The organism is Vibrio sp. JZG120 (assembly GCF_053890955.1).
Genome location: NZ_JBSRRK010000006.1, coordinates 127,032 through 140,122 on the forward strand (window position 1 = coordinate 127,032; position 13,091 = coordinate 140,122).

General features: G+C 44.9%; 13 protein-coding genes and 1 other annotated feature. Of the genes, 8 read left to right on the plus strand and 5 right to left on the minus strand.

Annotated elements, in window-relative coordinates:
- Position 1 precedes the first annotated feature (1 nt).
- Positions 2–646, minus strand: a complete 645-nt coding sequence (uvrY, locus tag ACWPOD_RS14730) for a UvrY/SirA/GacA family response regulator transcription factor (RefSeq protein WP_005386783.1) — start codon at positions 644–646, stop codon at positions 2–4.
- A 427-nt stretch (positions 647–1,073) separates the two neighbouring features.
- On the opposite strand from uvrY, the gene ACWPOD_RS14735 reads away from it, so the two are divergent.
- Positions 1,074–3,437: a DNA polymerase II gene (locus ACWPOD_RS14735; RefSeq protein ID WP_456232013.1), complete on the plus strand. Its 2,364-nt coding sequence runs from the start codon at positions 1,074–1,076 to the stop codon at positions 3,435–3,437.
- Here ACWPOD_RS14735 and ACWPOD_RS14740 read toward each other — a convergent pair.
- On the minus strand, positions 3,434–4,201 hold the full coding sequence (locus ACWPOD_RS14740; protein ID WP_074191536.1) for a nucleotidyltransferase family protein: 768 nt from the start codon (positions 4,199–4,201) through the stop codon (positions 3,434–3,436). The genes ACWPOD_RS14735 and ACWPOD_RS14740 overlap by 4 nt on opposite strands.
- Positions 4,202–4,395: 194 nt before the next feature.
- Here ACWPOD_RS14740 and efpL point away from each other — a divergent pair, with 194 nt between their 5' ends.
- Entirely contained in the window at positions 4,396–4,962 is a 567-nt protein-coding gene (gene efpL, locus ACWPOD_RS14745; protein WP_005376801.1) for an elongation factor P-like protein EfpL, read from the plus strand.
- 2 nt (positions 4,963–4,964) lie between these two features.
- On the plus strand, positions 4,965–5,285 hold the full coding sequence (locus tag ACWPOD_RS14750; RefSeq protein WP_005376800.1) for an HI1450 family dsDNA-mimic protein: 321 nt from the start codon (positions 4,965–4,967) through the stop codon (positions 5,283–5,285).
- Between the two features lie 192 nt (positions 5,286–5,477).
- Here ACWPOD_RS14750 and rluB read toward each other — a convergent pair whose 3' ends face one another.
- Positions 5,478–6,416: a 23S rRNA pseudouridine(2605) synthase RluB gene (gene rluB / locus ACWPOD_RS14755; protein ID WP_005376798.1), complete on the minus strand. Its 939-nt coding sequence runs from the start codon at positions 6,414–6,416 to the stop codon at positions 5,478–5,480.
- A gap of 545 nt (positions 6,417–6,961) precedes the next feature.
- Here rluB and ACWPOD_RS14760 point away from each other — a divergent pair.
- Positions 6,962–7,672, plus strand: a complete 711-nt coding sequence (locus ACWPOD_RS14760; protein ID WP_074191538.1) for a calcium-binding protein — start codon at positions 6,962–6,964, stop codon at positions 7,670–7,672.
- 104 nt (positions 7,673–7,776) lie between these two features.
- Here ACWPOD_RS14760 and ACWPOD_RS14765 read toward each other — a convergent pair whose 3' ends face one another.
- The gene (locus ACWPOD_RS14765) at positions 7,777–8,397 is read right to left on the minus strand and encodes an L-threonylcarbamoyladenylate synthase (RefSeq protein WP_005376791.1); all 621 of its coding nucleotides are present in this window, start codon (positions 8,395–8,397) and stop codon (positions 7,777–7,779) included.
- A gap of 187 nt (positions 8,398–8,584) precedes the next feature.
- Positions 8,585–9,442 carry an RNase RNM gene (gene rnm / locus ACWPOD_RS14770; protein WP_005394817.1) on the minus strand — a complete coding sequence of 286 codons (858 nt, stop codon included), beginning with the start codon at positions 9,440–9,442 and terminating at the stop codon, positions 8,585–8,587.
- A gap of 95 nt (positions 9,443–9,537) precedes the next feature.
- Between rnm and ACWPOD_RS14775 the strand changes: the two genes are divergently transcribed.
- The 4 genes from ACWPOD_RS14775 (at position 9,538) to trpD (ending at position 13,079) form a co-directional block, all read left to right on the plus strand.
- A complete protein-coding gene (locus ACWPOD_RS14775) occupies positions 9,538–9,663 on the plus strand; it encodes a trp operon leader peptide (protein WP_005376787.1) in 126 nt (41 codons plus the stop codon).
- Positions 9,610–9,713: a sequence feature (Trp leader region), on the plus strand. Its footprint overlaps the gene before it by 54 nt.
- Positions 9,714–9,839: 126 nt before the next feature.
- Positions 9,840–11,417 (plus strand): anthranilate synthase component 1, encoded by a 1,578-nt coding sequence (locus ACWPOD_RS14780; RefSeq protein WP_012841622.1) that lies wholly within the window; start codon positions 9,840–9,842, stop codon positions 11,415–11,417.
- Between the two features lie 5 nt (positions 11,418–11,422).
- Positions 11,423–12,031, plus strand: coding sequence for an aminodeoxychorismate/anthranilate synthase component II (locus tag ACWPOD_RS14785; RefSeq protein ID WP_456232014.1), 609 nt, complete (start codon positions 11,423–11,425; stop codon positions 12,029–12,031).
- Positions 12,032–12,068: 37 nt separating this feature from the next.
- Entirely contained in the window at positions 12,069–13,079 is a 1,011-nt protein-coding gene (gene trpD / locus ACWPOD_RS14790; RefSeq protein ID WP_456232015.1) for an anthranilate phosphoribosyltransferase, read from the plus strand.
- Positions 13,080–13,091 lie beyond the last annotated feature (12 nt).

The window sequence follows — 13,091 nt, forward strand, 5'->3', positions numbered from 1 at the left end:
GCTAAAGGGTCTCGGTGTCCAGCATTCCGTGGCGAATCGCTAAGTGAGTTAACTCAACGTCACCATTAATGTCCAATTTACTAAAGAGTCGGTAGCGATAGCTGTTGACTGTCTTTGGACTTAAATTAAGTTGCTCAGAAATATCCGTTACCTTTTGGCCTTTGGTGATCATAAGCATGATCTGCAATTCACGTTCGGATAAGTCTTTAAAAGGGTTCTCAGAGGCTGGAGAAAATTGACTCAATGCCATCTGCTGCGCAATCTCTGGTGAGATGTAACGCTGCCCACTATTAACTACACGAATCGCATTCACCATTTCATCAGGGCCAGCACCTTTGGTTAAATAACCAGACGCACCTGCCTGCATCACCTTGGTTGGAAACGGGTTTTCTGTATGAACAGTAAGTACGATGATTTTCACATCAGGATTCACGCGAAGAATTTTTTTAGTGGCTTCCAAGCCACCAATTCCTGGCATGTTCATGTCCATTAAAACGACGTCAGCATGATTACTGCGACACCATTTTACTGCATCTTCACCGCTGTCAGCTTCTCCTGCTACGTTCATTCCACGGACGTCTTCAATAATACGTCGTATCCCTGTGCGAACCAGCTCGTGATCATCTACAAGGAAAACATTTATCAAACTTGTATCTCCACACTTTGTATTGGTTCTGCACCCACATAACCATTATTTGTTAAATGTGGATATCAGTATGACTGCCTATATACTAACGTAATCGACAAAAAATTGCTTTCTATGAATATGTGCTGAAACGCAAACTTTAGCAAGAACTTATTCATAAACCACTCTATTATTTTAGAGCGTGATGAGCAGAACCGAAATCTAAGAAAAGACAATTAACAACATTAAGTACAATAAATCAAGTAACTAGGTTTCATATTGCCCAGAGAAACACGCTATAATTTAAAATGACACTGTCCCTCTTGCACCAGAGGCTAACTTGTAATCACTAATTCCAGCAAAAATTTGAACCGTTTTCTTTACTGGTTATTTTTACAGTTCTTAATGTTAAACTAGCGTTCTTCAAGGTTTCTAAGGTTTCTCACATTTGAATATCCAACAAGGCTTTCTGCTTACTCGACAGGCACGAGACATCAAAGGTCAAACTCAAATCGAGCTGTGGCTTTCGACAGAAGAAGGTCCTACTCAGTTAATTATTAATGGTGAGAAGCCAGTATTTTTCATCGCTCAGAAACATTCAGAGCAAGCAAAGACACTCGCACGAGAAAAAAACATATTCGTCGACATCCGCCTGTTGGATCTCAAAACGTTTGAACATACGCCTCTTGCTGCCTGCTATACCAATGTAACCAGAGACGCTCTCGCACTCAAAGACACATTCGCTCAAAAAGGTATCACTACGTATGAAAGTGATATTCGCCTCGCCGATCGCTACCTAATGGAACGTTTTATCAAAGGCAGTATCGAGTTTACAGGCAATGTGACTCGCACCAATGGCTACCAACGCGTCCAGAGCGCAAAATGCCGTGCGGGGCAATATGAGCCGAAGTTAAACGTTGTCTCGTTAGATCTAGAATGCTCTGAGAAAGGCATTCTTTACTCCATCGGATTAGACAGCGTCATGGATTCCCGCGTTATCATGATCGGAGAACCAGAACCTTCGGATACACCGATACAATGGGTCCAGGATGAAAAGGCGCTTCTAGAAGCACTCATCGATTGGTTTAAAAAATTCGACCCCGATGTCATTGTCGGTTGGAATGTCATTGATTTTGACTTTCGTCTGCTACACAAACGAGCAGAATGGCACAACATGAAGCTAATGCTTGGCAGAGCAGACCAAGCCAGCTTTTTTAGAAGTTCATCTCAAAGCCAACAAGGGTTTATCTCCATTCCCGGGCGAGTTGTGATGGATGGTATCGATACGCTAAAAACGGCTACTTACCACTTTCGATCTTGGTCATTAGAGTCTGTATCTCAAGAACTCTTGGGGGAAGGTAAAGAAATCCACAACGTTCATGACCGTATGGATGAGATCAATCGTATGTACCGCTCCGACAAACCATCGCTGGCTAAATATAACTTACAAGACTGCGTGTTGGTGAACAAGATTTTCAATCACACTCACCTGCTCGACTTTGCAATTGAACGCTCTCGCCTCACTGGTGTAGAACTGGATCGTGTCGGTGGCTCGGTAGCGGCATTCACTAACTTATACATGCCGCAAATACACCGCGCTGGCTATGTTGCCCCGAATCTACACCCAGAAAATTGGATTGCGAGCCCCGGCGGTTACGTGATGGACTCCATCCCTAACCTATATGATTCCGTTTTAGTGTTGGACTTTAAGAGTCTATACCCATCGATTATTCGCTCTTTCTTGATTGATCCTATGGGTTTGGTTGAGGGGTTATTACTCGATATTGGTAAAGAAGGTGATCAGGCAGTACCTGGCTTTCGCGGTGGTCAGTTCCATCGTACGAAACACTTTTTGCCAGTAATGATTGAAAAGCTTTGGGCGGCACGTGATGTCGCGAAAAAGAACAATGAAAAAGCTTTTTCTCAGGCAATCAAAATCATCATGAACTCCTTTTATGGCGTACTGGGTTCATCGGGATGTCGTTTCTTTGATACTCGATTAGCTTCTAGTATTACCATGCGCGGACATGAGATCATGAAGCAAACTAAAGTGCTGATTGAGGAACAAGGCTATCAAGTGATTTACGGCGATACGGATTCCACATTTGTGTCGTTGAATCGACCATACAGTCAAGTAGAAGCCGACGCTGTTGGAAATCAATTAGTTGATTACATCAACTCTTGGTGGCAAGAACATCTGCGCTCTGAGTACAACCTAACATCTATGTTGGAAATTGAATATGAAACCCACTATCGCAGATTCCTTATGCCAACGATTCGTGGCGCAGAAACTGGCTCGAAAAAGCGCTATGCGGGTTTAATCGGTGAAGGAGAGCAAGAGCGGATTGTATTTAAAGGGTTAGAAAGTGCCCGTACTGACTGGACCTCGTTAGCACAGAAATTTCAAAATACGCTCTATAGAATGATTTTTCATGGTGAAGACCCAAGCGACTATGTCCGAGAGATGGTTGAGAAAACTAACAACGGTGAATTTGATGAACAGTTAGTGTATCAAAAGCGACTGCGCAGAAAACTGCATGAGTATCAGAAGAACGTCCCGCCACAAGTGCGTGCAGCTCGTTTAGCGGATGAGATAAATGCCAAGCTTGGACGCCCATTACAGTATCAAAACAAAGGACGAATTGAATACATTATAACCGTGAACGGTCCTGAACCTTATGAGTACCTCAATAGCCCGATTGATTATCAACATTACATTGATAAACAACTCAAACCCGTTGCAGATGCGATTCTCCCTTTCATTGGGACGGATTTTGACAGGCTTTCAGCACCTCAAATGGGGTTGTTTTAACCGATACGAAACTCTGTTTTCTGGTACTGTTTGACTAACCAATCACCAAACGCATCAATTAGCCCGATAACAGAACGCTTGGGAATACCCCGGCCAGAAAGTAAAATTTCTAGCCGCTCGATCTCAAGCTGCTTTTCAGGATGATAAGTTAAGAATACCTTGCCACATTGTATAGGGTCATCAAACCAACGTTTATCTCGATACATCACCAAAGAGTATGACGCCCTTAGTAGCTTTTTAGCAATCACGCGTTGAGCGACCACCTGCTCTTCTATCGTCTTCGCTTGGACGATTTTTTTGCGATACACCGTAATCCAATCTTCCACATCCATATTCCAGTGCTTAGCAATTTCCCAACTTGGAACGTAATCACCAAAACAGTCTGCCAGATCATCACCATAGACACAGACACAGCAATGCTTAAGCATAAAGCCCCAAGTGAAAATGCTATCTAAGTTAGCCACTTCACTCACTAACGCTGTGCGGACCGATACGCCACTAACTTGAGGATGACTTTGCTGCGCGCGCCACTTAATCGTGTTGAGTAAAGTCGCGCGATTGTGCTCAAAGGATGATTGAGTAACGACAACCAGGTCTAAGTTCGACCTTCCTGCGACCGCTGTTTTGCGAGCGACGCTACCATACACATACACGCTGTGTAAGTTTTGCCCCAGTCCACCTTTGAGACAAGCGGTAACTTCTCTAATTAAAGGCGCAAACTCTGGTTGAAATGGTTGTTTAGGATCGATAACAGGCAGAGACATGACTTAAAACGTGATCTCAGATGGTTCAAGAAGTTGGACTATATGTTCTCTTAGCCGACTCACTGAATCAAGTCCATTCAGGTGTTTAGTCATGGGAGTAACAACAAATTTCTGCAATGAATTTTAATGCTAGGCGGCTAACTTAGCGCTATAATCACCGAGTTTTGCTTAATAAGTATGAATAGGAATATACAATGCCAAAGGCAAGTGAAATCAAAAAAGGCTTCGCAATCGAGTCTAATGGTAAAACTCTTCTAGTTAAAGACATCGAAGTAACGACTCCTGGCGGTCGTGGCGGCGCTAAAATCTACAAAATGCGTTGTACAGATCTAAACACGGGCGCACGTGTAGATGAGCGTTACAAGTCTGATGACGTTGTTGAAACGGTAGAAATGAACAAACGTGCAGTTGTGTACTCATACGCTGACGGCGATGAGCACATCTTCATGGATAACGAAGACTACTCACAATACACATTCAAGCACAATGAAGTTGAAGACGACATGCTGTTCATCAACGAAGATACACAAGGTATCCACATTATCCTTGTTAACGGTGCTGCTGTGGGTATCGAACTACCATCTTCTGTTGAGTTAGTGATTGAAGAAACTGACCCGTCAATCAAAGGTGCTTCTGCATCTGCTCGTACTAAACCAGCACGCTTCGCTTCAGGTCTTGTCATCCAGGTTCCTGAGTACATAGCAACTGGTGACCGTGTTATCATTAACACAGCTGAACGTAAATACATGAGCCGAGCATAAGCATGTCTGATTTGATTTCTTACGACGACGTCATCGACGCAGCGTACGACATTTTCCTTGAGATGGCTCCAGATAACCTAGAGCCTGCTGACGTGATTCTGTTTACTGCGCAATTTGAAGATCGTGGTGCCGCAGAACTTGTTGAAACTGGTGATGACTGGGTTGAACATGTTGGCTTCGAGATCGACAAAGAAGTATATGCAGAGGTTCGTATCGGCCTAGTAAATGAGGAAAATGACGTTCTTGATGACGTATTTGCTCGTATGCTAATCAGCCGAGACCCAGAACATAAGTTCTGCCATATGCTTTGGAAACGCGATTAACGTTTCTTCATCATGAACAAAAAATACCAGCCTAGTGCTGGTATTTTTTTATCTACTGTTTTTGTTTAGCTGCGATATTTGTTTATCCAAAGTACCCTGCTCTATATCGATCGGCTTTAGATCCTTTTGTTATGTAACAGATAAGAAAAAGGCTTGCCGAATTGGCAAGCCTTTCTGATGTTTTGCTATCGATTAACGATGCTTGTTACGTGCGCCTTGGTCACCAGCAGTCTTCTTCGGCTTACGACGAGAAGGGTTGTTGCTGCGGCCTTTTGGCGTGTTAACACGCTCTTCATGGCGCTTAACTGCGCGACGAATTTTTTGGCTGCGTGCACGCTCACGTTTGCGTGACGTGTTGTCTTTGTTCAGATCAAGCATGGTTTCTTTCTCTGGACGAAGCTCTACAAGCTCACGCAAGTAGTTTACTTCTTTCAGGTCAAGCTCCATCCAACCGCCACGAGGCAGTTTCTTGTCTAAGAAAATGTCGCCGTAACGAACACGTTTCAGACGACTAACGGTACACTCTTGCGATTCCCATAGTCGACGAACTTCGCGGTTACGACCTTCGTTGATAACAACGTAAAACGTGTGGTTCATGCCTTCACCACCCGCGTAAACAACATCTTCAAAGCGAGCTAAACCGTCTTCCAGTTCAACACCTTTTACTAGATTACGAACTTTCTGTTCAGTTACTTCACCGAACACACGTACTAGGTATTCACGTTCAACTTGGCGGCTTGGGTGCATTAAGCGGTTCGCCAGTTCACCATCCGTTGTGAAAAGCAGAAGACCAGAAGTGTTCGCATCCAGACGACCAACTGAAATCCAACGAGAGCCACGAATTTTTGGCAGACGATCAAAAACAGTACGACGACCTTCTGGATCGTGACGAGTACACAGTTCACCCTCGGGTTTGTAGTACGCAAGTACACGACAAATCACTTCTTCTTGAATCTTTGCAGAGACAATGTGACCATCGATACGAACTACGCTGCTCTCGTCTTCAAGTCTTTCACCAAGCTTAGCGACTACACCGTTCACGCTAACGCGACCAGATTTAATTAACGATTCAATCTCACGACGAGAACCGTGACCAGCACGTGCTAATACTTTTTGTAACTTTTCGCTCATTTATCTACCTATGTGTCGTCTTCACAGACGTCTAGACCAGGATTGGTCTGTATTTTGCTAATTACCCATTTCAGTGGGATTTTTCGGTCCGACATTATACGTAACTTTCTCAGTTAATGTAAGCTAAATCGGCGCCATTCTCCACACCCAAAATTCACTTTAAAACGTCGAAAATATTTACTCTATTCTGCAACTTTTTTCCTACTTAATACTGATATTGCCCAGCGAGAATCCCACTAATATCGGTCTTCCCGAGCCACTTTAACCGTGCAGTACCTGATAAAATTGTCAGGGTTACAACAATAACCACTTGGGGTGTGTTTACTGTTCGTATTGCTAGAAAGCAACGAAGAATAAGCCGTCCCTGTTTGCTGCTAAGTAATACCAATCATCGTGGATAAATGAGCACTCATAGCAAGAAAGAAGCATCGGTAAGTCACTATTTACTATTAAAAATGACGCTAACGTTATCGTGTATTTTAACTAGCTAGATTAGCTCTGCATTTTCGGCGGTTGGCATAAATCAGACAAAAAGGAATAGAACAATGTCTATGCTAAATCTAGACCTAAATTGGATTTTTGGGACATCTCAAGATGACGATATGACCGGTACAAAAGGGGCTGAAACAACCGATATTTTCTTCGGCTTCTGTGGTGATGATAAGTTCGTAGGATACGGAGGCAATGATGTTGTCTTCGGGGGCTGGGGAGACGATACCTTGCTCGGTGGCCGAGGAAACGACTTTGTTTCTGGCGGCTTTGGCAACGACTTCCTATCGGGCGGATTGGGAAATGACAAGCTTTTTGGTGGCTGTGGCGATGATACAATTTTTGATTACTCAGGCAACAACTACTTGAGTGGGGGTTGGGGTAACGACACGCTCGTCGTTGGCGATGGTGAATCAGTACTGAGCGGCGGCTGTGGAGACGACACTTTTGTGCTTACAAACCGCCTGGCTATTGGCGTACCCGATCAACCTGTATCTTCCAACGATATTGATATTAAAGCCGATATTGTCGATTTTAATATTTTTCATGACAAACTTGTCTTCGATATGGGCAGAGACACCGACAATGATGGCATTCGCGATACGTTCTTAGATTCAGCGGATGATCTTACTTTATCTTACAACGAGTGTGGTTGGGCGGTATTCTCTAGTGATGAATACAATGTTGAAGTGACACTAAACGGCGTGAGCTCTGCATACATCAACTATGCTGAACAAAATGGTATCGACATTTTCGATTTCGCTTAATCTCAATCAGCGAAGTTCGCTGAGATACGCAATAATAAGAAACTAAAATAGGAGGCGCGATGCCTCCTATTTTGTTTGACGGTGGTGTACGTCTATTAATCGAATTATTCGAATGGTGCCGGGTCACCTGATCCCAAACGCACCACAACAGGTTCACCTTCGCTAAAGTCAATGACGGTCGTAGGTTGTTCACCTAAGTAACCGCCATTAAGAATCACATCAACCGCATGTTCTAGTTTATCGCGAATATCTTCCGGATCAGACTCTGTTACGTCACTGCCAGGTAGGATCAACGACGTAGACATCATCGGTTCACCTAATGCTTCCAACAAATCCAAGGCAATTTGATTGTCTGGAACACGGATACCGATGGTCTTACGTTTTGCATTCATCAAACGACGCGGCACTTCTTTCGTGCCTTTGAAGATGAAGGTGTAAGGACCTGGTGTGTTGTTTTTCAGTAGTCGGAATGCAGAGTTATCTACTCGCGCATATAGAGAAAGCTCCGACAAATCACGACACAATAAAGTAAAGTTATGCTTATCATCCAGACGACGGATCTGACAGATTCGTTCCAGTGCCTGTTTGTTCTCCAACTGACAGCCAAGTGCGTACCCTGAATCGGTAGGGTACACCACAACGCCGCCGTTACGAATGATTGCTACTGCTTGATTAATCAAGCGAGCCTGTGGGTTTTCTGGGTGAACGTAAAAAAACTGGCTCATTGTAATTCCTCATTATCGAGCCTCTCGGCTCTATATTCTTATGTGGAGCTTGAATGCCGCCTTGTTGTGCTTTATCAAGTGACTTCAAGATTAAAAGTGTTGTTCAGTTGCAACGAAAAGGAAAGCCACATTGAGACGCAATATATACACTTTCCAGTTGTTTGACGCTGAAACCCACACCTTGAGGTTACTTTGATATATCCAACGAAGGATCAATACCCCAATCTTTCCAAACTGGTTCGACGCCAGCAGGCAACCAAAGGTTCCTTCCTAGCTCCATCCAAGGGGATGGATAGTGAAAGTCACTGCCTTGAGACGCTAATAGTTTGTATTGTATAGCATAATCAGCCAAGTTGCGCCTTTCTTGTTGCGCTTGCTGCGGCTGTGCAACTTCCATCGCATCGCCGTTTGCTTCTACAAACGCTGCTAGAAGACGCTTAATCCACTTCGCTGTCAACTTATATCTTCCAGGATGCGCTAATACCGCCAAACCACCAGCAGCATGGATAGCATCAACCGCATCTTTCATCGAGCACCAATTCGGTGGTACATAACCTGGGTTATTACGCGTTAGGTATTTTTTAAACACCATTTGCATGGTTTTTGCGTAACCATTATCCACCAACCATTTCGCGAAGTGCGCTCTCGTAACAGGCGCATCACCGGCGATCTGCCTTACCTCTTCGAGCACACCTTCCCGAGTTGCTTTTTGTAGTCGCTCTGCAATCAACTCTGACCTTGTTATGCGGTGCTGCTTCTGCTGCTCGATGAGGGCGGATAATTGTTCATTTTCCGGATCGATATTCAAACCAACAATATGAATGTCTTTGTTTTGCCAGACAGTCGATATCTCAATGCCGTTGATGATTTTGATCGGCAAATTATTGTCTTGAACGTGTTGCTTGGCTAACGCCAAGCCGTCAACCGTATCGTGATCAGTGATCGCCAAAACCTCGATATCAAAACTCAGCGCCCTTTCCACTAAATCTTTAGGCTCTAACCGACCGTCCGATGCAGTGGTGTGACTATGTAAATCAATTCTCATATTTTTATCGTTTTAATGCTGTTTTGGGGTTGACTTTTTACCCTCGCACTAGTTAACTAGTACACAAATACAAAGTGCGTAATTTAAGGTTCACCATGTTACAAGAATTTAACCAAAACCAAAAAGCGAAAGTTGCGGTTTGTCTTAATAAGGCAAACTCATCAGATCTTGCTTGGTGGCGCACTTGGACTAGTTCTTGGTGGGCAAACGTATACTTCTAGTTTATAGAACCAAACGTTGTAAAGCCCGCTACTTAAGCGGGCTTTTTTGTTTTGTTGCTCATTTCACATTCAACTGCCTAAACATTAATCGAATATGGCTAACTCTAGATTGGGAGAACGTTTGCTTTATGCGACTATGTACGGCAGGAAGATTTAGACAGCTACAAGGAGGTCTTGTGAATAAGGCCATAGAAATCAAGAAACTTGGATGCCTAGAAGTATTAAAGACTTCGGTTCCTTACACTCAAGATCCAACACGTTTGTTCCATACCATTTGTGAGAACAAAAGAGATAGCTTGCTTCTCGAATCCGCTGAAATTGATTCGAAACAGAATCTAAAATCACTTTTAATCGTAGATTCAGCGGTGCGCATCGTTTGTTACGGCCACACTGTAAACATGCAGGCGTTAACCAACAACGGTAAAAACCTACTGTCTCACCTAAACCAGAACATCCGTGGTGACGTTGAAAGTAAGTTCGATGGCGAAACGCTGACTTTGGAGTTTAGCCAGCCATGCGACACGTTAGATGAAGACTCTCGACTACGTGAAGCTTCTTCTTTTGACGCGCTACGTTTAGTGCAACACAGCTTCGATGTTTCACAGCAAGACAAACACGCGATTTTCCTTGGCGGTCTGTTTGCCTACGACTTAGTCGCAAACTTCGAGCCGCTTGGTAATGCAGAAGCAACCAATCAATGTCCAGATTACGTTTTCTACGTAGCGGAAACATTGCTTGTTGTCGACCATCAAACGGAATCTTGCCAGCTTCAAGCTACATTGTTTGTGGATGATTCAGAAAAACTAGCGCTAGAGACTCGCATCGCAGAAATCAGCGCTCAATGTGCGGCGCCAAAGTTACTTCCAAATGCGGAGCAAATCGCCGACGTAACGGTAGAACCTAGCGTATCTGATTCAGACTTCTGTCAAATCGTTCGCGACTTAAAAGAGTTCGTAGTGAAAGGCGATGTGTTCCAAGTCGTACCATCTCGCCGATTCACTCTACCTTGCCCTTCTCCGCTCGCTGCTTACAAAGAACTGAAACAAAGTAACCCAAGCCCTTACATGTTCTACATGCAAGATGAGCTGTTCACTTTGTTTGGCGCATCACCAGAAAGCGCGCTTAAGTATGAAACCGACACCAACCAAATTGAAATCTACCCAATTGCAGGCACACGTCGCCGTGGCAAGCACCCTAACGGCGAGATTGATTTCGACCTAGATAGCCGCATCGAACTTGAACTGCGCACCGACATGAAAGAAAACGCAGAACACATGATGTTGGTTGACTTGGCACGTAACGACGTCGCTCGTATTGCTCAAGCTGGCACTCGCCACGTAGCAGACCTTCTAAAAGTCGACCGCTACAGCCACGTTATGCACTTGGTATCTCGTGTGGTTGGTCAACTGCGTGAAGACCTAGACGCGCTGCACGCATACCAAGCATGTATGAACATGGGCACGCTCACTGGTGCACCAAAGATTCGTGCAATGCAGTTGATTCGCGATGTAGAAGGCGCACGACGCGGCAGCTACGGCGGTGCTGTGGGTTACCTTACAGGCGAAGGAACATTAGATACTTGTATCGTGATCCGCTCAGCGTACGTTGAGAACGGCATTGCTCAAGTTCAAGCTGGTGCAGGCGTGGTGTTCGATTCTGATCCACAAGCGGAAGCAGACGAAACGCGCGGCAAAGCACAAGCGGTAATCTCTGCTATTCAAGCAGCGCATTCTCAACCTACGAACAAGGAGTAGCAGACATGGCGAACATCGTATTCATCGATAACTTTGACTCGTTCACCTACAACCTTGTGGATCAGTTCCGCTCGCTAGGTCACTCAGTCAAGATTTACCGAAACAGCATCCCAGCAGAAACCATCGAACAAGCGGTAAACGAGCTTGAAAACCCAGTGGTTCTGCTATCGCCCGGCCCTGGTGCTCCTTCAGAAGCAGGCTCAATGCCAGAGCTTATCCAACGCATGAAAGGCAAAGTTCCGATGATCGGTATTTGTCTTGGTCACCAAGCGATTGTTGAAGCGTACGGCGGCACCGTTGCTGGCGCGGGTGAAATCATTCACGGTAAGGTCTCTATGATGGAGCACCAAAACCATGCGATTTACCAAAACCTACCATCACCACTTGCGATTGCACGTTACCACTCGCTGGTTGCGACCAAGGTTCCTGAGAGTCTAACCATCACGGCAGAAGTGGATGACTTGGTGATGTTTGTTGTACATGAAGAAGATAAAGTTTGCGGGTTCCAGTTCCACCCGGAATCTATTATGACGACCTACGGAGCAACACTGTTGGCCAATGCCATTGAATGGGCGCTTGAAGAATCAACTTCAGTGAACCCACTCACTGCTTAAAAAGCACTTGGCACATAAGAAATTTAGGAGAGGAAATATGGAAGCAATCATCAACCCTATTATTACCAAACTGTACGAGCAAGAATCGCTTACTCAGGAAGAGAGCCAACAGCTGTTTGACATCATCATCCGTGGTGAACTAGACCCCATTTTGATGGCATCAGCACTGACTGCACTAAAAATCAAAGGCGAAACGCCAGATGAAATTGCAGGCGCGGCCAAAGCACTACTGGCAAATGCAAACCCATTCCCTCGCCCAGATTACGATTTCGCAGATATCGTAGGTACGGGCGGCGACGGTCACAACACCATCAACATTTCAACCACTGCGGCGTTTGTTGCTGCAGCATGTGGTCTGAAAGTAGCGAAACACGGTAACCGCAGCGTTTCAAGCAAATCTGGTTCTTCTGACCTTCTTGATTCATTTAGTATCAACCTAGCAATGAGCGCAGAAGATACGCGCAAAGCGGTCGACGATATCGGTGTCGCTTTCCTATTCGCACCTCAATACCACGGTGGTGTGCGCCATGCGATGCCTGTGCGTCAAACTATGAAAACACGAACCATCTTTAACATTCTTGGTCCGCTGATTAACCCAGCTCGTCCAAACATCGAATTGATGGGTGTTTACAGTGAAGAACTGGTTCGTCCTATCGCAGAAACCATGCTACAAATGGGTATGAAGCGCGCCGCTGTAGTACACGGCAGTGGCTTGGATGAAGTGGCGATTCACGGTGAAACAACCGTTGCCGAAATCAAAGACGGTAAGATCACAGAATACAAACTAACGCCTGCAGACTTCGGTCTAGAAGCACACCCACTAGAAGCGATCAAAGGTGGCGATCCTGAAGAAAACAAAGCGATCATTACCAATATTCTGACAGGTAAAGGTACAGACGCACAATTGGGCGCAGTGGCAGTGAACGTAGCTCTGCTAATGCGTCTATTCGGCCACGAAGATTTAAAAGCCAACACGCAACAAGCGATTGAGGCAATGAATTCAGGCAAGGCGTACCAATTGGTACAACGACTTGCCGCACACGCTTAAGGAATTGAAGAA